This is a genomic window from Bifidobacterium saimiriisciurei (assembly GCF_010667655.1).
Lineage (GTDB): Bacteria > Actinomycetota > Actinomycetes > Actinomycetales > Bifidobacteriaceae > Galliscardovia > Galliscardovia saimiriisciurei.
Map to the genome: position 1 here is coordinate 89,445 of NZ_WHZU01000007.1, position 18,233 is coordinate 107,677.

Genomic DNA, 18,233 nt, shown 5'->3' on the forward strand with positions numbered 1-18,233 from the left:
GGGGGGGCCCCGCGCCCCTTTTTATGCAACCTGTCATAAGTGGGTTGCCGTGGAATAACGCGTGCGGCGGCAAGGCGCACCGAGGGAAGGCGTACGACGGTACGTCGACCGAGGGGCAACGTCGAGGACACTCCATTACTCTTCCGCAACCAGGTCGAGGTAGTCGTCGCTCCACAAATCCTCATCCCCGTCCGGCATGAGCAGCACGCGTTCGGGGTTCAATGCCTTGACGGCGCCTTCGTCGTGGGTGACGAGGACGATGGCGCCCTCGTATTTGGCGATGGCCTTGAGGATCTCGTCGCGGGAGGCGGGGTCGAGGTTGTTGGTGGGCTCGTCGAGGAGGAGCACGTTGGCTCGGGAGGTGACGAGCGTGGCGAGCGCGAGTCGGGTCTTTTCGCCGCCGGAGAGCACGCGTGTGGGCTTCAACGCGTCGTCGCCGGAGAAGAGGAAGGATCCGAGGATGCTGCGCGCCTGGGTGTCGTTGAGGTCGGGGGCGACGTGGGTGAGGTTCTCGAGTACGGTGGCGTCGTTGTCGAGCGTGTCGTGCTCCTGGGCGAAGTAGCCGATCTTGGCGCCGTGGCCGAAGACGACCTCGCCGGTGTCGGGCTTGTCGATGCCGGCGAGCAGGCGCAGCGTGGTGGTCTTGCCGGCGCCGTTGTAGCCGAGGATGACGACGCGGGAGCCTTTGTCGATGGCGAGGTTGACGCCGGCGAACACGATGTTGGAGCCGAAGGCGCGGGAGATGTCCTTGGCCATGATGGGGGTGCGGCCGCAGGGCGCGGGCTCGGGGAAGCGGATGTCGGCGACCTTCTCCTTCTTCTGCGCTTCGGACGTGTTTTCGAGGAGTTTTTCGGCGCGGCGCATCATGTTCTGGGCGGCGACGGCCTTGGTGGCTTTGGCGTGCAGGCGGATGCCCTGCTTCATGAGGCGTTCGGCCTTCTTTTCGGCGACCTCGCGTTCGCGGCGGCGGCGTTCCTCGTCGACGGCGCGCTGATGCAGGTAGGCCTTCCAGCCGAGGGAGTACATGTCGATCTGGGCGAGCTGGGCGTCGAGGTGCCAGACCTTGTTGACGACCTCGTCGAGCAGTTCGGTGGAGTGGGAGATGACGAGGAAGCCGCCGTTGAATTTCTTGAGGTAGCCGCGCAGCCATTCGATGCTGTCGGCGTCGAGGTGGTTGGTGGGCTCGTCGAGGATCATGGTGTCGGCGTCGGAGAAGAGGATGCGCGCCAGTTCGATGCGTCGGCGCTGGCCGCCGGAGAGGGTGCCGAGCTCGCGTTTGAGCACTTCCTGGTCGAGTCCGAGGCTTTCGGCCATGACGATGGCCTCGGACTGCACGCCGTAGCCTCCGGCGTTCTCGAAGTCCTGCTGCGCCTTGTCGTAGCGGCGCATGGCCTTCTCCATGATGTCGGGGTCGGGGTTGGTCATGTCCTTTTCGGCCTTGCGCAGGCGGGTGAGGATGCTGTTGATGTCGCGTGCGCTCATGATGCGGTCGATGGCGGTCTGCTCCTGGTCGCCGGTGTGGGTGTCCTGCGGCAGGTAGCCGAGCTTGCCGGTGACACGCACCTTGCCTGCGGTGGGCAGCATGGTGCCGGTGATGACGCGGGTGAGCGTGGTCTTGCCGGCGCCGTTGCGGCCGACCAGTCCGATGCGGTCGCCCTTCGCCACGTGGAAGTCCGTGGGGTTGAGCAGCGTGCGTGCGCCGATGCGAATTTCCAGTCCCTGTGCCTCGATGGCCATTGCTCACCTGCCGATTACAATCGTTCGTCGTTTTCTCAAAAGTCCAACCGTCCATGATACCGAACGCCATGCCGAAGGGACAACGGTTTCGTCGCGGTTCCTGCGGTACCGTTGAATCGTCGTCGTTGATACGACCGTTTGGAATCGCGCATCAGGGAGGAATCATGTCGAACGAATCGCATTCGCCGCTGCATCAGGCCACGCAGTCCACGGCCGCTTTGGCCAAGGGCGCGTTGAACGTCACGGAGGATACGGCGAAAAGGATCGTCTCGCTGACCGACAAGGGGCCGTTCGGCGGGTTCAAGAAGTTCATCTCGCGTGGTTCGATGATCGACATGGCGGTCGGCGTGGTGATGGGTTCCGCCGTCACCGGCGTGGTCAACGCGATCGTCAAATACTTCATCAACCCGTTGATCGCGATGATCGGCGGCAAGCCGGACATGTCGGCCATGCTCAACATCACGTTCAACGGGGCGACGATCTCGTTCGGATCCATCCTCAACGAGGTCATCAACTTCCTGCTCATCGGCGTGGCCGTGTATTTCTGCATCATCCTGCCGATCAACAAGCTGCGCGACGTGACGGCGGCGGCCCTGGCGCGCGAGGAGGCCGATGCGGACGAGCAGGCCGGTCCGACAACGGAGGAGAGGACGCTCGCCGTATTGGAGGAGATCCGCGACGAGCTCAAGCGCCGGGACGGTGAGAATCCACGTTCCGAATGACGTGCTGGCCGCGATACGTCGGCTATGCCGCCATCTCCGTCGACGGCGTCGCACCACGCGTGACGACCATGGTCGCCATGGGGTCAACCTTGTCCGCATCAATCGTCAGGTCCCCGATCGCATCCGCGCGGATTATGCCGCCGGACGGGTTGAGCACGCTGTCAATCGTGCCATGCACGCCCGCATCCACCGTCGAATACTCGAACGCGAGCGTGGTGTTGACCAGCCGGCAGTCGCGAAGCGTCAGATTGTCCACGTAGCACAGGCCCTGCAGGCTTTCGATTGTGCAGTTGACAAACGTGAGGTTCCGCGAGTTCCATCCCAGATACTCGCCGGAGATGAACGAGTCGCGCACCGTCACGTTCTCCGAATTCCAGAACGCGTCCTTCGAGATCAGACGCGACCCGGTGATCGTCACGTTGCGTGCGCCGTCGAATGGATAGTTGCCCACCAGCCGCAGGTTCGACGCCGTCACGTTCTCGCAGTTCATCGCCAGATAGTCGCCGTGCGCCACCACGTCGTCCAACATCACGTTCGTGCAGTTCCACAGGGTTTCGGCCGCGTTCGTCAGGTCCACGCGGCGCAGCGTCACCTCGTTCGACCGACGGAAGTTCTTCTGCGCCTCGATGGTGCAGTCCTCCACCAGGATGCGGCATGTGTACCATACCCCGGCGCGCGCCATCTCGAACCATGTGCAGCCGCGCGCGGTCACGTTCTTGCAGTACCACAGCGGATACTTCCACTGGAACGTGCTGCCCTCCAGCTCGATGTTCCACGCATGCTTGAGCGGCGATTCGCCGTCCGCGAACGTGCACTGCTCGTACCGGCGGTCGCGGGCGAAGAACTCGGCGCGCTCGCCGGTCAGCAGCCGCTGACGTCTGGTGTCCATCGTTCCGGCCCTGCTCATCGGGCATCCCTCCCGCACTGCGCGGTCGTATCGGCGTCCGTCGCCGGCCTGCCGCCCTCCGGCACGCTGCCGATGATCCGGGCCGGATTGCCGGCCACGACCGCATCCGCCGGCACGTCATGCGTGACGACGGCCCCCGCGCCGACGATCGCATTGTCGCCCACGCTTACGCCCGGCAGCACGATGGCGCCCGCGCCGATCCACACGCGCTCGCCGATGGTGATGGGACGGGAGATGGTGGTGGGGCGGTTGTACGGGTCGTGGTCGTGGTTGGTGGTGATGAGCTGCACGTTCGGTCCGATGAACGTGCCGTCGCCGATGGCGATGCCGCCGCGGTCCATCATCACGCAGCCCCAGTTGACGAATACGTTTCGGCCCACGGTGATGTTGCGGCCGAAGTCCGTGTGGAACGGCGGGTTCATGCGGAACGACGGATCGACCGGGTGCCCGACGATCCGTTCGAACATGCCGTGCGTCTCCTCGGGCGTGTGATATCCGGTGTTGAGTTCCGCGCACAGGCGCATGGCCTCGCGGATGATGGCGCTGATGGCGGCGTATTCGGGCTCGTGTGGCGAGACGGGTATGCCGCCGCGGTCCCGTTCGAGGATATCCGGGTTCGTCATGGTCGTTCCTTTCCGTCGGCGCTCCCGCAGGAAAGCGGTTCGTTGGTCGGTTTTATTGAACCGCCCCCGGAAAGGAATATCCAATAATCATCGTCAATGCCGGTTCATGCCCTGAAAGCATGACGATGCGCGTCCCGCAATCGCCCGATCGTCTGCGGGCGGTTCATGAATTCAGGAACCGCCCGAACTCCGCCGCCGCGGGGGAGCGCACGCCCTGCTTCTTCCACACGAGCACGGTGCCGCATGTCAGCACGGGGTCCAACGGGATCATGCGAGAGCCGGGATAGGTGTTGCCCAGGTCGTAGCACAGGAACGCGCCCACGCCGTTGGCCGCCATGTTCGCGCCGTTGCTGGGCAGGTTGCAGTAGCCGGCGATGGTGAGCCGTTCGGCGCGCTCGGTACCGAACCACTGGGAGATTATCCGGCGCACCGACTCGCGCGACGGCAGGATCAGCGGCTCGTCCTGCAGGTCCTCGGGCGTGACGGCGTCATGCGAGGCCAGCGGATGGTCCTCGGCCACGAGCGCACCCCAATGGTCGGGAACATCCAGACGGAGATACTCGTATCGGCTGACGTCGATGGGTTCGGTGAGCAGTCCGAAATCCATGAGACCCTGCTCGATCCGATCCTGGATGATATCGGAGGTGGTGCTGGTCACCTGGAACCTCACGTTCGGATGAAGCCTGCGGAACGCGGACATACGGCGGGACAGGAAGGTCATGGCCCTCACCTCGCCGCAGCCGATCACGATCTCGCCGCCAAGACCGCTTTCGGACTGTCTGAGCTCGATCTCGGTCTTGTCGGCCAGGGAGACGATGGCCTGCGCCCGCTCACGCAGCAGACGCCCCTCGTCGGTGAGGGTGATGGCATGGGGGCCGCGATGGAACAGCGTGACCCCCAGTTCCTCCTCCAACTGCTTCAACTGCCGCGACAGCGTCGGCTGGGAGATGCGCAGCAATTGCGCCGCCCACGTGATGTTGCCCTCCTCGGCCACCGCCAGAAAATACCTGAGCACTCGCAGTTCCATGATTCCCGCCTTCCTAGCCTACATTATTGCATCATGCCCGAAAGGCATGACCGAACATCATCATCACGTATTGGACATGGACGAGGGAACGCCGTTCAATAGGCAATATCAAGGACAATGGAAAGGAACCATCATGGGCAAGCGAATGCTCGTCACCTATTTCTCCGCCACCGGAACCACGCGCGGCGTGGCCGAACGGCTGGCGCACGCCATCGGCGCGGACCTGAAGGAAATCGTGCCGGCCCAACCCTACACGGCGGCCGACATCAATTGGCGTGACGCCGCAAGCCGGTCCAGTGTGGAGCACGCGCACCGCGACATGCGGCCCGCATTGGCCGAACCGATCGACGTGAAGCCCTACGACGTGGTGTCCGTCGGCTATCCGCTGTGGTGGGAGACCGCGCCGCGCGTGGTGCGCACGTTCCTCGAAAGCGCCGAATGGTCCGGCAGGACCATCGTGACGTTCGCCACGTCCGGTTCCAGCACGCGCGGCGCCGACGGCACGCAGCTGCACGATTCCGCATCCGCCGCCCATTGGGTCGCGGGCCGCCGCATCGCCGCCTCCGAAAGCGAGGGCAGACTCGCTAATTGGGTTGACGGATTGAGCCTGTAGTTCGACGGAGTGCCGGCTATACCGAGCTTGGACTGATGCACGACGAATATGGCCGGTCACAAGGGATGCCTGTGGCCGGCCATATTCGTCGTGCAGGGGATTCATACGGTCCCGATATCAGTGGTTGGTCAGGGCCTCCTGCGTGGGCTGGTAGCGGGCGCCCTCGATGGTGATCGCGCCGAGCGCGCGGTCGATGTCGGCGAGCTCGTCGGACGTGAACGTGACGGCGGCGCCGCCCAGGTTCTGGCGCAGACGGTCCACGTGCTTGGTGCCGGGAATCGGCGCGATCCACGGCTTCCGCGCGAGCAGCCAGCCGAGCGCGATCTGCGCGGGCGCCACGCCCTTCGCCCGTGCCAGGGATTCGACATAGTCGCTCATCGCGATGTTGTGCGCCATATGGTCGGGGGAGAAGCGAGGGATACGGCTGCGGTAATCATCGTCCGCGAACCGTGTGGACGCGTTGAACCGTCCGGCGAGCATCGCCTTGCCGAGCGGACTGAACGGCACCAGTCCGATGCCGAGCTCCTCCAGCGTGGGAATCAGCTCCTCCTCGGGCTTCCTCCACCACATCGAATACTCATTCTGCACGGCCGTGACCGGCGTGACCGCATGCGCCCGGCGCACGGTCGCGGGCGCCGCCTCCGACAGGCCCCAATGCAGGATCTTGCCTTCGTCCATGAGCTCGCCCATCACGCCGGCCACGTCCTCGATCGGTACCTTCGTGTCGACGCGATGCTGGTAGTAGAGGTCGATGTGGTCGGTGCGCAAACGCTTCAACGAGCCTTCGACCGCCTTGCGGATCGTCTCGGGACGCGAATCGGTCTGCTGCACACGCCCCGAGGAATCCAACTGCGCCTCGCCCTCGTCCTCGCCGAATCCCCCATGCAGGGCGAAACCGAATTTGGTGGCGATGACCACGTCGTCACGGAACGGCTCCAACGCCTCGCCCACCAGCTCCTCGTTCGCGAACGGACCGTACACTTCGGCCGTGTCGAAGAACCGTTCGCCCATCTCGTAGGCGGTGCGGATCACGCGGATGGACTCGTCGTGCGGCAGGAACGGCGGCCAGCTCATCGTGAACCCCATGCAGCCGAGGCCTATCGCCGAGACCTCCAGGGCTGCGGATCCGGTGCCGAGCGTACGCTTCGGCAGATCGATCGGCGCAACGTCGTCGTATTCGTCATTGATGGGCATGATGCGTTCCTTTCCTAAGTCGGTTTCATTGAACCGCCGCGGGAACGAACCGGCCAATAGTGTCGTTCGATGCGGCTCCATGCCCGTTGAGCATGGGGCCGCATATCGGTACGACGCGTATCAGGCCGCATCATCCAATCGTCCGACGGCCGTCACCCGCGACGGTCCGCAACCGCGCCGGCATGCCACATCATGCCGATATGGGGGATGCCGTCCTCCAGGAACTCGTCGGACACCTGCACGAAGCCGAGCCGCTCGTACATGCCCCGCGCATGGGTCTGCGCCTCGATGTGCACGACCGTCGCCTTCGCGCGCGTCCTCGCAACGTCCAATCCGGCCTCGACGATGCGCGTGCCCAGGCCACGGCCACGGCGCAGTGACAGCACGCGCCCGATCGACGTCTCGTCGAACGTGACGCCCGCGTCGATCACCCGGCAGTAGGCGGCGATGCCGTCGTCGTCATGCAGGAACACATGCCAGCACCGCCGGTCGGCATCATCGACCTCCTGATAGGCGCACTCCTGCTCGACCACGAACACGGCCACGCGCACCCGGTAGATCTCATACAGTTCGGCCGCGGTCAGCTCCTCGAATCGTTTGATCGTCAATTCCAATGCCATGCACGCCAGTATACGAAAGCGCATGGCATCCGTCCGGAGAGTCAGAACGCGAACGGCTCATGGCAGATGTCGGCCATGCGCACGCCGGCCCCGCACGATGAAGCCCGTCGGGCCTGGTCGTTGAGCAATGGTTTCGACATGAATCAGTTCCCCCTTGATTGGCACGGTAGCGTATGGGCGCAACAAGCGGATCCGGCGACGCCGAGGCGAGGCATGGCGCCGTCGTCGCGGACAAGCAGCGCGCCGAGAATCTCGGGATGGTGTTCGACGAACCGTGCGCCGCGCGTCGAGCCGAGCGCGAGCACGGTGGTCGAGTGGCCTTCGGCGTCGATGGAGTCCCGCGTGACAAGCGTCGCACCCGTGAGGCCGGTGCGGGCGGGACGGCCGGTATGCGGATCGAGGATGTGATGATAGACGACGCCATCGGACTCGAACCGGCGTTCGCCGACGCCGCTGGTGGCGACGGAGACGGAGGCCGGAGCCATCGAATCTCCGCCGTGATCCGTCACGGCGAGCGGCAGGAGCGTCGCGACAGTACGATTCCGGTCGACGGGGTCGGGGACGGCCACCGTCCAGCCACGGGCCGAAGAAGAAGCTCGGCGTCATCCTCACCTGCGCGGGCTCCAGTCCCGAATGGCTTGAGCTGCTCGTTGACCGCACGCTGACCCGCAGCCTGCGCATGAGCGTATCCGACTTCAGGACCGAGGTCTTCGACGCATGCCCGCCGCTTGACGGACGCCCACTGAACGGCGGTTACCGTGCGCGCACGATCGCGCTCGCGCGCTGGTGTCTGTAATCCGACGATTGGCCATGACGACGCACGCCTATGCGGGGAAAGCCGGATGCGTCATGTCGAAAACCGAACCAGACTGCTTGCCGCGGCGGCAGGAGCCATGATGCTGATCGCCCCATTCGCCGGATGCGCCGGCAACGCGTCGACGGCACCGACGACGAACCATGTCACGGACACCGCCGCATACGGCTACGAAACGAACAGGCTGACCGTGATGCGCGGCGACGGCCAACGCATATGGGGCGAATTGTATGTGCCGTAAGGCGCAGGCGACCGCAGGCCGGCCATCATCGGCTCGCACGGATTCGCCGGCGACGACGAAGCTCTCGCCATCGACCGCATGACCCGTTACATCAACGCCCATCTCGCCCGAGGAATGGAGGAAGGTCCCATGCTTCCATGCACGCGGGGCATGGCATCCCATGAGACGACACTATTGGCGATACGGCGGCGGATGCCGTGTAATGGAACCGAACGATACACGAAAGGACAAGAAATCATGGAGAATCCGAGCGCATTCCCGATGGGGAAGCCGAATGACGCCTACGCCCAGTATTTCGAAGGCCAGAGCTGGCTTGCGCCACTCGCCGGCGACGATCAGGTCAATGTCGCGAACGTGACGTTCGAACCGGGATGCACGAACCACTGGCACATCCACCACGGCGTATGCCAGATTCTGATCGCCGTGGGAGGCCGCGGCTACTACCAGATCGAAGGCCAAGAGCCGGTGGAGCTCAAGCCCGGCGACGTGGCCTATATCCCGCCGGAGACCAAGCATTGGCACGGCGCCGCCCCCACCGAGGCGTTCGCGCACATCGCCGTCATGCCCAGGAAGGAGGGCGCGGGCAACGAATGGCTCGAACCGGTCGACGACGAGGAATACCGCAAGCTCGCCTGACCATCAGCCGACGGCCGTACGCGTGGAACGTCGGCCCTGAAGCTGCGGTTTTCCGCAGTAGGGGCCTATGATGGCGGTGTGGGCGCTCCTCGGTTCGCTGGAAGACGGCGGAGATACGGCGTTCGCCCTTAATTCATGAATCGGGGGAGTCGGGAGACGCGATGATCATCGCCGGGCTGTTCATATTGTTGATTGTGCTCTACGTCGGCATGCTGGCCGTGATGACCTTGGGGCTGGTGGCTCTGGGTGTGGGAGCCGCCCTGGCCGTCGGCGCGGGCATCTGCCTTGGCATCGCCTTCCTGCTTGCCGTCGAGGGGGCCGCATTGCTGGCATGACGGGCGTGGCGCCGGTACAAGGGCAGGCCCGTGCCCTTGTGGTGCAAGAATGCCGGTGTGGCAATGGCCGTGGCCGGTGGCATATGGTTCGTCGTCTCCTGCGTTCTGCTCATTCTGCTGACGACGCAGCTGGTCGGCCTGTTCGTCTGAAACCGGCCGATTTGACGGGAAAATAACGCGGGCCGTGGAACCGGTGCGGGGAAGCCAGACAGGTTCCACGGCCCGCGTTATTTTCCCGTCAAATCGGCCGGTTTCAGACGAACAGGCCGACCAGCTGCGTCGTCTAGCCGCGCAGAACCTCGGCGTACCGTTCGGCGGCGTCGGCGAGCCGCTCGTCGCTCAGGTCGTCGGGCGTGCAGGCGTATACGGCGAACGGCTCCAGCCACTGCGCGCCCACGTATTCGGTGGTGATGCGCATCGGGTTGAGCGTCTCGTCCATGGTGGCACGGAACCTGCCGTCACGCTGGTATTCATCCTCCGTGCTGCCGGCGGTCACGGCGCACATGATCTTCTTGCCGGCGAGTTTGTCGCCGCCGGGCCCGTATGCCCAGCCGTAGGCGAGCACCTCGTCCTCCCATTTTTTGAGCAGCGAGGGCGAGGAATACCAGTACATGGGGAACTGCCAAACGATGCGGTCGGCCTTGAGCAGTTCGGCCTGTTCGGCGGCAGCGTCGATGTTTTCGTCCGGGTAGAGCGCGTACACGTCGCGCACCGTCACGCCGTCAACGCCTCGAGCGGCCTCGGCCAGTCGCCGGTTGGCCACGGACCCGGATTCCAGATGGGGGTGGAACACCAGAACCAGGGTGTTCTCGGCAGTGTTCGTCATGATTCGCTCCTTTGCCGGAATTGTATGCTTCACTTGGCGATGATAGCCGAAGCGCACGGCATCGGAAGGCGAACCGGTCCGTGGCCGCAGGCATCGGGGAGTCAGCGCAGCGGGACCAGCGCGTCGATGGTCCACGCGCCGTCCTGGATGCCAGTGTTGAATTCGCCGCCAACGGCTTCGACGGCCGCACAGTGCAGGCCCAGGCCACGGCCCGAACGGAGTCCCTGCATCGCCTCCGGCGTCTCATGCACGGGGTTCACTTCGGTGATGCGCATCGTGGCGTCGTCGACCGTGACGAATACGTCGTATGTGTCGTCCCCCGGCGTGCAGTGTCGCAGGATGTTCGCATAGATTTCCTTCAGCAGGTTCCCGACGAGGTCGAGGTGGCTGGGGTCCGATGCGGGTGCCGACCCCTTCCAATGGGTGGCGCCATGGTATCCCAGCTCATGCAGTTTGGTCTCCTCGACGTCGACCATCCGCTTCAACGCCGCGATGCCGTCGGCCATGGACCCGTCGCGCGTGCCGGCGCCCGCTTGCTCTTCCGCGTGGGAATTGTCGTCCCGTTCGCCGTCCAGCAGCAGGTCGATCACCTTGTGGATGCCGTCGAGCGCCGCATGGGTCCGCTGGTCGATGGCATCCATGGTCGCCGTCAGCTGCGGGTTCGATGAGGCGTCGAATTGTGCGCGTGCCTGGTAGGAGAGCATCACCACCTGGGACAGGTCGTTGGTCACGGAGTCGTGGATCATGCCTGCGAGCCGCTGGTTGAGTCGTGTCTGGGTGATCTGCCGCGTCATGCGACGCCGTTCGCGTTCGCCGATGCGGAGCCTGTCGCGGCCTTTCGCATACATGCCGTAGGAGACGAACGCGTACATGAACAGCATGGACGTCACGGCCAGCAGCGTGGTGATGGGGGAGTCTGGCGTTGTGCTCCAGTCCATGGTGTTCGGGGATGCGCCGGCCGTACCGTCGGCCGTGAGCATCGCATTGACGTATCCCGCGACGATGCCGGCGACCGGGTTGAGCGCACCGAACATGGCCGGATGGATGACACCCCCGTCAATTGCCATGGCGGAACCGATCTCGACGCCCACGCCGATTACCGGCGCCACGGCGCCCAGCCATTTCGGCATGAGGTATCCGATGCCGAGCAGTGCGGCGAGATACAGCGGCCATACGTCGGCTACCGTGTAGACGCGCGTGATCACGCATGCGATGGGCATGATGACGAGCAGAATAGGTCCCATGATGCGTGGCCAGCGCTGCCACAATGCCAGGGCCGCGTATGCGATGAGATAGCAAGCCTGCACGCCGGCGGGGGAGATCGAGCCGTCCGTCATGGCGTAGATGTTGCCGAAGGCCAGCAGTATCAGCATGGCAAGAGTGGTCTTGCCGATGAAGTGCGGCTCATGCCACCATTGGCGCATATGCTGCCACAGCGTTGCCGGCGACCCCTCGTCCAATCGTTCGGCGTGCTCGCTTGTCTCATCCGTAATCGTATTGCCTTTGAGTTCTGTATCGACGTTCGTGTCCATGTCCGTGCTCATGCTCGTTCCTCGCTCATCCAGATCGCGATGGCCTGCGCCAGCGTGGCGGCCCCCAGTTTTTTCTCCGCCCGGTGGGCGTGCGTGCGGATGGTGCTGGAGCCGACGCCCCATTCCTTCGCCAGTCGTTCGAAGGTGTAGCCGCGCGACATCATCTCCAACGTCTCCACTTCCTTGTCGGTCAATAGGGGAAGGTCCTGCGACAGGTCGGTGGCGAGACGCCGGTGCGCCTGCTCGGCGGTCTCGAATGATATCGGATCGTCACATGGGACGGTGCCGCCGTCGGCGACGATGCGCATGGCGCGGGCGAGCGCGGGCATGTCGGATTTCGAGGCGATGCCCTGGGCGCCGGCTTCGGCTGCGGCCTTCGCGTAGATGTGCAGGGGGAACGAGGTGACGGCGAGCACCGGCATGTGCGGGGTGCGTGCGCGTATGCGCCGGCAGACCGCCGCACCGCTGTCTCGGCCGAGGGACATGTCCATGAGCAGCATGTCCGGCCGTGTCGCCGGATTCAGGGACCGCCGCACCGCCGTGTTCGGCGAATCGGTCGTCCAGATGAACGTGCCGCCGGGCAGGAGCTTCGGCGCTATGGCCTGCAATGCCATCAATGTCATGGCGTCGTTGTCGACGGCGGCCAGACTGATGCGCCCATTGCCGCCGTTGCTTTCGTGTTCTGTCATGGCTGCCACAGTAACCGCCTTGGAATGAAGACGCCCGATGTCGTAGTCATTCGTTGACCGTGGCACCGGGCGGTGTGATGGATGGGCGGACGGCCTATCGGCCCTCGTTGAGACGGATGAGGTGTTCGATGAACTCGCGCACGGCGCCGCGTCCGCCGTCGCGACGGCATACGTAATCCACGACGTCGATGATGCCCTGCGAGGAGTCGGCCGGGCATCCGCAGACGCCGACGAACCGCATGGCCTCCAGGTCGTTGAGGTCGTCGCCGATGTATGCGACCTCGGAGACGTCCAGCCCACGCTCGTCCATGAGCCGTTTCAGCAGCGGCAGCTTGTCGTGCACGCCCTGATACAAGGCCGTGATGCCCAGTTCGTTCGCGCGGTAGGCGAGAATGCTCGAATTGCGTCCGGTGATGATCATCGGTTCGATGCCGGCGGCCGGCAGCAGGTGCTTGACGCCGTAGCCGTCCTTCGCGTTGAACGTCTTCATCATCTCGCCGTCGGGGCCGATGAGGATACTGCCGTCGGTCAGGGTGCCGTCGACGTCCATCACCAACAGTCTGATTGTCATGATTCCGTATCCTCCTTGACATTGCCGGCCTTGATCGCACCGCTCCTACGCGAGCCTCCACGCAGTTCGGGCAGCATGATGTAGAACAGTACGCCCGCCATGATGGCGGTGATCAGGTCGGCGATCGCCTGAGCGGCGATGACGCCCTGATAACCGCCGATGCGGGATGCGACAGCCAATACGATGACCAATACCACGCCCTGACGGCTGATGGACAGGATGAACGCGCCCATGGCCTTGCCCATCGACTGGAACGTGCACGTGGTCACCATGACGACGCCCACGCACACGAGACTCAGCAACTGCACGCGAAGCATCCCCGCACCGAGGTCGATGATATGCGGGTCGTTGATGAAGAAGCCCATGAGCTCACGGTCGAATACGCTCAGCAGAACGGTCATGACGATGGCGAAGCAGCTGAGGAAGATATAGGAGAACCTGAGGATGCCGGCCAGACGTTTCATGTTGCGGGCGCCATAGTTGTAGCCGATGAGCGCCTGCGCGCCGAACGCGAAGCCCACGAACACGGACACGGCGATCATCACCACCTTCAGCGCGATGCCCATGGCCGCCACCGGATCGTTGCCGTATCGCAGCAGATACAGGTTCACCATGACGATGCCGAAGCTCTGCGTAAGATTCGTGATTGCGGCGGGAATGCCGATGACGAGAATGTCCTTGACCTCCAGCCCCGTGATGTTCAGACGACGACGTCGCACCGGCACGGGATGTTCGACGAACTCCTTGCCATAGGTCTTCGTGGAAGCCCGACGCGGAGTGCCGGAGAAGCGCATGAGCATAAGACGCGGGTCCACGGACAGGTTCGTACTACGGAAGATGAGGAACCAGACAAGATACGCGTCGGTGCACACGTTCGCCAGCACGGTGGCGAACGCGGAACCCGCCGCACCCCAGCCGAACACGTGAATGAACAGAGGATTGAGAATGATGTTCAGCACCGTGCCCGCGATCTGACCGATCATCGACGGCACGGCATGCCCCTCGGTACGCAACTGGTTGACCGGAGTCATCGACACGATAATCAGCGGCGAACCGATGATGATCCACGTATAGTACGCGGAAGCATGAACCCACGTCGCCTCATTCGCACCCAGCATCGACAGAATCGGACCGCGGAACACCAGACCGACGACAAGAATCACAACGCCGATCAGCAACGACCCATAGAAGCTGAACACACTAAGACGTTTGCCATCCGCATACCGGTGCTGGCCGAACAGACGGGAGATCACCGAACTGCCACCCAGACCGAAGATGTCACCGATGGCGATCATCACCATGAACACCGGCGCCGACAGCGAAACACCCGCCACCATATTCGAATCACCCGTATGCGCGATGAAATACGTGTCCACCATGTTATAGACCAGCGTGACGAGCATACTCATCACCACAGGCATCGCCAGACTGAAATACGCCTTCGGAATAGGCGCCCTCTCAAACAGTTCGTTATCCATCAACAGCCTCAAAAACTACAATCAGCCACTTCTTCCAACACAGGCCGCAAAACGATTGACCATACGACCCACAGCGTAGTAAACCGCACAGGCATGGACAATCCACCAATCAGCAAAAGAAAAAGTCGGCGGGATATAGAACAGTGAGAAAAGAACAACCATCAACGCCGACGGAAAAGACACACCGATGCACATCAGCGACCAGGACTTCGAAAACGCAATAGAAGAAGCACTCAGCCTCCTACCCGAACGATTCCACCGAGCGCTCGCCAACATCGGCATCGCCATGGACGACGAACCCAACGAACGCGAACTCGCCACCATGGAAGACCCGCACGGCGAACTCCTCGGACTCTACGAAGGCATACCACTACCACAACGAACCAACAGCTACGGGGGAGTGATGCCGGACATCATCACCATCTTCAAAGGCCCCCACGAACGCATCTGCAACACCCACGAGGAACTCGTCACACAAATACGCAAAACCGTCATGCACGAGATCGGCCACTACTTCGGATTCGACGACGACTACCTGCACGCCCACGGATACTAAAGCCAAACACCACTAACCAACACAACCACACCGCACCATGACCCACAACATCACAACAACCCGCATACACGCCATCATCACCGGACTCGTCCAAGGAGTAGGATTCCGCTACTACACCACAACCCAAGCCCGACAATACGGAATCACCGGCTGGACACACAACAGACACGACGGAACCGTCGAAATCGAAGCACAAGGACCAACCGACCAACTCGAACAATTCACCAAACAACTCCGCAAAGGTCCACGTTGGAGCAACGTGGAACACATCACCACCACCGAAATACCAGCGCTCGCCAACGAGCGAGCCTTCATCGTGAAGTAAGGCGATCGGCAGACAGGCCGTCCGCCTAGCAGCAGCCCGTCGACTGATGCGTCTCATGGAAATCGTCGCGGGCATGCCAGAACTCTCGTTCGCTCATCGGCTCATGGTCGGGATGGTTGCGGCGGTGACGCTCCACGTAGCGGTCGTAGGCATTCTCGCCGGTCAGGTCTCGCCAAAACGCACGGAACTCGTGCCAGGTGTCGCGGATGGTCGTCATGTTCACGTTCATTGTCTTCATCTCCTCGGACCGTACACGTACGGTCCATAAATCCATTATGGCCACCGAACGGAGGAACTCCGGTTCGGTGGCCATAATGTCATGTCATCGGCCTAGCGGCGGGCGTATGTCACGCCGGCTGCTTGACCTTGCCCTCCAGCTCGTCGCGCTGCTCGCGGCTGAGACCGGGGATGAGCTCCGGGTCGCCGACGATCGCGTACTCCTTGACGAGCTTGCGGTCGAGCTTGGACGGAATCATCGTCACCGGGGCGAAGAAGTTGGACTCGACGAACGGGTCCTCGCTGGTGGCGGTGTCCTTGGTGCGGACGGTCTGGACGATGCGGACGATGCCGCACACCATGACGAACGCCACGGTGATGAGGAACACCGCCGACAGCGTGCCCTGGATGAACGTGTTGCGCACGATGGCCTTTTCGACCTCGATTTCGGCCGGGTCGGTCAGCGTGGCGAGCTTCGCGTTCGCGTCACGCCACTGCTGCCAGTAGCCGACGGCGGGATCGGTGGAGAAGATCTTCTGCCACGATGCCACGAAGGTCACCGCCGTGTCGAACACGAGCGGGATGAGCGGAATCCACACGTACTTGACGAAGCCCTTGCGCACCACCATCACGGTGACCACAAGCAGTGCCACGGCGGCTATAAGCTGGTTGGCTATACCGAATAGCGGATACAGTGTCTGGATGCCGCCTCGAGGATCGGTGACGCCCATGAGCAGCAGCGAACCCCAGGCCGCGACCACGACGCCGGTGCATAGCCATGCGCCGATGCGCCATGACGGGTCCTTGAACTTGGGCCAGATGTTGCCCAATGCGTCGGACAGCTGGAATCGTGCGACTCGTGTCACCGCGTCGACTGCGGAGAGGATGAACAGGGCCTCGAACATGATGGCGAAGTGGTACCAGAAGCCCATCATCGCCCGTCCGCCACCTATCTGATGCAGGATGTGCGCCATGCCGACGGCCAGCGTAGGCGCGCCGCCGGTACGGGAGACGACGGAGGGTTCGCCCACGTCCTTGGCGAGCTGACGGTACGCGTCGGCGTCGGTGTAGACCTTGTCGTTGCCGTTGGCGTCCCAGGAATCCCATTCGGCGTGGATCTTGTTGCCGTGCACGTCGGTGACGCCGAGGTTCTTCACGGCCGCGGCCATGATGTCCTCCTTGTCCTTGGCGACCTGCACGACGGCCGTGCCGGCGAGCTTCTCACTGGTGGCCTCGGATGTGTTCATGCCGAAGTAAATGCCCTGGTTGAGGGAGATGGCGGCGACGATGGCCATGACGGCCACGAAGGACTCCATGAGCATGCCGGCGTAGCCGATCATGCGGGCCTGGCTTTCCTTCTGGATCATCTTCGGCGTGGTGCCGGAGGAGACCATGGCGTGCATGCCGGAGAGGGCGCCGCAGGCGATGGTGATGAACAGGAACGGGAAGATGGCGCCGGCGAATACCGGGCCGTCCGTGTTGGTGGCGAAGGCGGTGACGGCGGGCATCTCGACAATCGGGCGCACGATGATGATGCCGAGGGCGAGGATGCAGATGGTGCCGACCTTCATGAAGGTGGAGAGGTAGTCACGCGGGGTCAGCAGCAGCCAGACCGGCAGGATGGCGGCGAAGAAGCCGTAGATGACCATGCACCACACCAGTGCGGTGGGGGACAGGTGCAGGTACTGCTGGCCGAAGGAGGACTCGGACACCCAGCGGCCCGCGATGATGACGAAGATCAGCACGGCGAAGCCGACGATGGAGACCTCGGTGATCTTGCCGGGCTGGACATAGCGCAGCCACAGGCCCATGCAGATGGCGATCGGGATGGTGCAGCCCACGGAGAACACGCCCCACGGGGATGCGGCCAGAGCGTTCACGCAGATCATGGCGAGCACGGCGAGCACGATCATCAGCATGACGAACACGATGATGGTGGCGACGGAACCGCCGATCCTGCCGATCTCGTCCTTGGCCATCTGGCCGAGGGAGCGGCCTCCACGACGCATCGAGAAGAACAGGACGAGCATATCCTGCACGGCGCCGGCAAGGCACACGCCCACGATGATCCAGATGGTGCCGGGCAGATAGCCCATCTGCGCTGCCAGAATCGGGCCGACCAGAGGACCGGCGCCGGCGATGGCGGCGAAGTGGTGGCCGTAGAGCACCACGCGGTTGGTGGGATCGAAGTCCTTGCCGTTGTTGATTCGCTCGGCGGGTGTGGCGTTGCGGTCATCGGGCTTCATGATCTTCTGCTGGATATACAGCGCGTAGAAGCGGTAGGCAATCGCATACGTACACACGGCCGCGATGACGAACCAAATGGTGTCGACCTGCTCGCCGCGGACGATGGCGATCATCGTCCATGCAAGCACGCCGAGAGCCGTGATGATCACCCATATGATGACCTTCTTCGGCGTCCATTTGTAATCGGGCTCCACACCTACGGGGACACCCTGCTTGTTCCTGATGATGCGGGATTCCTCTTCCTCGGTGTAGGAAGGGATCTCCTTGTTTTCAGCCACTGTTGTTGACATGGCCCCTTCTCCTTACAGAAACGCGACTCTGCGT

Annotated in this window: 20 protein-coding genes and 1 pseudogene; 7 read left to right on the top strand and 14 right to left on the bottom strand. The window is 63.2% G+C overall.

Going from position 1 to position 18,233, the window contains the following annotated elements:
- Positions 1-135 precede the first annotated feature (135 nt).
- Positions 136-1,737 (bottom strand): ABC-F family ATP-binding cassette domain-containing protein, encoded by a 1,602-nt coding sequence (locus GFD18_RS05675; RefSeq protein ID WP_163200402.1) that lies wholly within the window; start codon positions 1,735-1,737, stop codon positions 136-138.
- A gap of 164 nt (positions 1,738-1,901) precedes the next feature.
- Here GFD18_RS05675 and mscL point away from each other — a divergent pair, with 164 nt between their 5' ends.
- A complete protein-coding gene (mscL, locus tag GFD18_RS05680) occupies positions 1,902-2,459 on the top strand; it encodes a large conductance mechanosensitive channel protein MscL (protein ID WP_163228262.1) in 558 nt (185 codons plus the stop codon).
- 22 nt (positions 2,460-2,481) lie between these two features.
- Here the strand turns inward: mscL and GFD18_RS05685 are convergent, their stop codons facing one another.
- From GFD18_RS05685 to GFD18_RS05695, 3 genes are all read right to left on the bottom strand, one after another.
- Positions 2,482-3,348: a DUF3737 family protein gene (locus tag GFD18_RS05685; RefSeq protein ID WP_163200468.1), complete on the bottom strand. Its 867-nt coding sequence runs from the start codon at positions 3,346-3,348 to the stop codon at positions 2,482-2,484.
- 14 nt (positions 3,349-3,362) lie between these two features.
- Positions 3,363-3,989 carry a sugar O-acetyltransferase gene (locus GFD18_RS05690; RefSeq protein WP_163200400.1) on the bottom strand — a complete coding sequence of 209 codons (627 nt, stop codon included), beginning with the start codon at positions 3,987-3,989 and terminating at the stop codon, positions 3,363-3,365.
- A gap of 163 nt (positions 3,990-4,152) precedes the next feature.
- Positions 4,153-5,016, bottom strand: a complete 864-nt coding sequence (locus GFD18_RS05695) for a LysR family transcriptional regulator (protein WP_163200399.1) — start codon at positions 5,014-5,016, stop codon at positions 4,153-4,155.
- A 133-nt stretch (positions 5,017-5,149) separates the two neighbouring features.
- Between GFD18_RS05695 and GFD18_RS05700 the strand changes: the two genes are divergently transcribed.
- Positions 5,150-5,629 carry a flavodoxin gene (locus GFD18_RS05700; RefSeq protein WP_163200398.1) on the top strand — a complete coding sequence of 160 codons (480 nt, stop codon included), beginning with the start codon at positions 5,150-5,152 and terminating at the stop codon, positions 5,627-5,629.
- A 117-nt stretch (positions 5,630-5,746) separates the two neighbouring features.
- Here GFD18_RS05700 and GFD18_RS05705 read toward each other — a convergent pair whose 3' ends face one another.
- From GFD18_RS05705 to GFD18_RS05715, 3 genes and pseudogenes are all read right to left on the bottom strand, one after another.
- Positions 5,747-6,823, bottom strand: a complete 1,077-nt coding sequence (locus tag GFD18_RS05705) for an aldo/keto reductase (protein WP_204314007.1) — start codon at positions 6,821-6,823, stop codon at positions 5,747-5,749.
- Between the two features lie 152 nt (positions 6,824-6,975).
- The gene (locus GFD18_RS05710; RefSeq protein WP_204314006.1) at positions 6,976-7,443 is read right to left on the bottom strand and encodes a GNAT family N-acetyltransferase; all 468 of its coding nucleotides are present in this window, start codon (positions 7,441-7,443) and stop codon (positions 6,976-6,978) included.
- Between the two features lie 143 nt (positions 7,444-7,586).
- Positions 7,587-8,015, bottom strand: a pseudogene (locus tag GFD18_RS05715) (FAD:protein FMN transferase); the annotation flags it as partial.
- 324 nt (positions 8,016-8,339) lie between these two features.
- On the opposite strand from GFD18_RS05715, the gene GFD18_RS05720 reads away from it, so the two are divergent.
- The 3 genes from GFD18_RS05720 (at position 8,340) to GFD18_RS05730 (ending at position 9,469) form a co-directional block, all read left to right on the top strand.
- Positions 8,340-8,498, top strand: coding sequence for a hypothetical protein (locus GFD18_RS05720; RefSeq protein ID WP_163200396.1), 159 nt, complete (start codon positions 8,340-8,342; stop codon positions 8,496-8,498).
- Positions 8,499-8,735: 237 nt separating this feature from the next.
- Positions 8,736-9,134, top strand: a complete 399-nt coding sequence (locus GFD18_RS05725; RefSeq protein ID WP_163200395.1) for a cupin domain-containing protein — start codon at positions 8,736-8,738, stop codon at positions 9,132-9,134.
- Between the two features lie 161 nt (positions 9,135-9,295).
- On the top strand, positions 9,296-9,469 hold the full coding sequence (locus tag GFD18_RS05730) for a hypothetical protein (protein ID WP_163200394.1): 174 nt from the start codon (positions 9,296-9,298) through the stop codon (positions 9,467-9,469).
- Between the two features lie 283 nt (positions 9,470-9,752).
- Here GFD18_RS05730 and GFD18_RS05735 read toward each other — a convergent pair whose 3' ends face one another.
- The 5 genes from GFD18_RS05735 to GFD18_RS05755 all read right to left on the bottom strand — a co-directional run bounded on the left by GFD18_RS05735 (position 9,753) and on the right by GFD18_RS05755 (position 14,565).
- Positions 9,753-10,295, bottom strand: a complete 543-nt coding sequence (locus GFD18_RS05735) for an NAD(P)H-dependent oxidoreductase (protein WP_163200393.1) — start codon at positions 10,293-10,295, stop codon at positions 9,753-9,755.
- A gap of 101 nt (positions 10,296-10,396) precedes the next feature.
- Positions 10,397-11,839: a sensor histidine kinase gene (locus GFD18_RS05740; RefSeq protein ID WP_163200392.1), complete on the bottom strand. Its 1,443-nt coding sequence runs from the start codon at positions 11,837-11,839 to the stop codon at positions 10,397-10,399.
- Positions 11,836-12,516, bottom strand: a complete 681-nt coding sequence (locus tag GFD18_RS05745) for a DNA-binding response regulator (protein WP_225432922.1) — start codon at positions 12,514-12,516, stop codon at positions 11,836-11,838. The genes GFD18_RS05740 and GFD18_RS05745 overlap by 4 nt, the downstream gene beginning before the upstream one ends.
- A 94-nt stretch (positions 12,517-12,610) precedes the next feature.
- Complete coding sequence (locus GFD18_RS05750) at positions 12,611-13,087, bottom strand: KdsC family phosphatase (protein WP_163200390.1); 477 nt, start codon at positions 13,085-13,087, stop codon at positions 12,611-12,613.
- Complete coding sequence (locus GFD18_RS05755; RefSeq protein WP_163200389.1) at positions 13,084-14,565, bottom strand: MATE family efflux transporter; 1,482 nt, start codon at positions 14,563-14,565, stop codon at positions 13,084-13,086. Before GFD18_RS05755 ends, GFD18_RS05750 begins: the two co-directional genes overlap by 4 nt.
- A gap of 187 nt (positions 14,566-14,752) precedes the next feature.
- Here GFD18_RS05755 and GFD18_RS05760 point away from each other — a divergent pair, with 187 nt between their 5' ends.
- Positions 14,753-15,121 carry a metallopeptidase family protein gene (locus GFD18_RS05760; RefSeq protein ID WP_163200388.1) on the top strand — a complete coding sequence of 123 codons (369 nt, stop codon included), beginning with the start codon at positions 14,753-14,755 and terminating at the stop codon, positions 15,119-15,121.
- Between the two features lie 37 nt (positions 15,122-15,158).
- The gene (locus GFD18_RS05765; protein ID WP_163200387.1) at positions 15,159-15,446 is read left to right on the top strand and encodes an acylphosphatase; all 288 of its coding nucleotides are present in this window, start codon (positions 15,159-15,161) and stop codon (positions 15,444-15,446) included.
- Between the two features lie 25 nt (positions 15,447-15,471).
- Here GFD18_RS05765 and GFD18_RS05770 read toward each other — a convergent pair whose 3' ends face one another.
- Together GFD18_RS05770 and GFD18_RS05775 are read right to left on the bottom strand one after the other, a co-directional pair.
- Entirely contained in the window at positions 15,472-15,675 is a 204-nt protein-coding gene (locus GFD18_RS05770; RefSeq protein WP_163200386.1) for a YbdD/YjiX family protein, read from the bottom strand.
- A 118-nt stretch (positions 15,676-15,793) separates the two neighbouring features.
- Positions 15,794-18,199 (bottom strand): carbon starvation CstA family protein, encoded by a 2,406-nt coding sequence (locus GFD18_RS05775; protein WP_163200385.1) that lies wholly within the window; start codon positions 18,197-18,199, stop codon positions 15,794-15,796.
- Positions 18,200-18,233 lie beyond the last annotated feature (34 nt).

Bases quoted from the DNA above. Each gene is read 5' to 3' on its own strand.
- GFD18_RS05675 (WP_163200402.1), bottom strand. From the start codon at position 1,737: ATGGCCATCGAGGCACAGGGACTGGAAATTCGCATCGGCGCACGCACG.
- mscL (WP_163228262.1), top strand. From the start codon at position 1,902: ATGTCGAACGAATCGCATTCGCCGCTGCATCAGGCCACGCAGTCCACG.
- GFD18_RS05685 (WP_163200468.1), bottom strand. From the start codon at position 3,348: ATGGACACCAGACGTCAGCGGCTGCTGACCGGCGAGCGCGCCGAGTTC.
- GFD18_RS05690 (WP_163200400.1), bottom strand. From the start codon at position 3,989: ATGACGAACCCGGATATCCTCGAACGGGACCGCGGCGGCATACCCGTC.
- GFD18_RS05695 (WP_163200399.1), bottom strand. From the start codon at position 5,016: ATGGAACTGCGAGTGCTCAGGTATTTTCTGGCGGTGGCCGAGGAGGGC.
- GFD18_RS05700 (WP_163200398.1), top strand. From the start codon at position 5,150: ATGGGCAAGCGAATGCTCGTCACCTATTTCTCCGCCACCGGAACCACG.
- GFD18_RS05705 (WP_204314007.1), bottom strand. From the start codon at position 6,823: ATGCCCATCAATGACGAATACGACGACGTTGCGCCGATCGATCTGCCG.
- GFD18_RS05710 (WP_204314006.1), bottom strand. From the start codon at position 7,443: ATGGCATTGGAATTGACGATCAAACGATTCGAGGAGCTGACCGCGGCC.
- GFD18_RS05720 (WP_163200396.1), top strand. From the start codon at position 8,340: ATGCTGATCGCCCCATTCGCCGGATGCGCCGGCAACGCGTCGACGGCA.
- GFD18_RS05725 (WP_163200395.1), top strand. From the start codon at position 8,736: ATGGAGAATCCGAGCGCATTCCCGATGGGGAAGCCGAATGACGCCTAC.
- GFD18_RS05730 (WP_163200394.1), top strand. From the start codon at position 9,296: ATGATCATCGCCGGGCTGTTCATATTGTTGATTGTGCTCTACGTCGGC.
- GFD18_RS05735 (WP_163200393.1), bottom strand. From the start codon at position 10,295: ATGACGAACACTGCCGAGAACACCCTGGTTCTGGTGTTCCACCCCCAT.
- GFD18_RS05740 (WP_163200392.1), bottom strand. From the start codon at position 11,839: ATGAGCACGGACATGGACACGAACGTCGATACAGAACTCAAAGGCAAT.
- GFD18_RS05745 (WP_225432922.1), bottom strand. From the start codon at position 12,516: ATGACAGAACACGAAAGCAACGGCGGCAATGGGCGCATCAGTCTGGCC.
- GFD18_RS05750 (WP_163200390.1), bottom strand. From the start codon at position 13,087: ATGACAATCAGACTGTTGGTGATGGACGTCGACGGCACCCTGACCGAC.
- GFD18_RS05755 (WP_163200389.1), bottom strand. From the start codon at position 14,565: ATGGATAACGAACTGTTTGAGAGGGCGCCTATTCCGAAGGCGTATTTC.
- GFD18_RS05760 (WP_163200388.1), top strand. From the start codon at position 14,753: ATGCACATCAGCGACCAGGACTTCGAAAACGCAATAGAAGAAGCACTC.
- GFD18_RS05765 (WP_163200387.1), top strand. From the start codon at position 15,159: ATGACCCACAACATCACAACAACCCGCATACACGCCATCATCACCGGA.
- GFD18_RS05770 (WP_163200386.1), bottom strand. From the start codon at position 15,675: ATGAACGTGAACATGACGACCATCCGCGACACCTGGCACGAGTTCCGT.
- GFD18_RS05775 (WP_163200385.1), bottom strand. From the start codon at position 18,199: ATGTCAACAACAGTGGCTGAAAACAAGGAGATCCCTTCCTACACCGAG.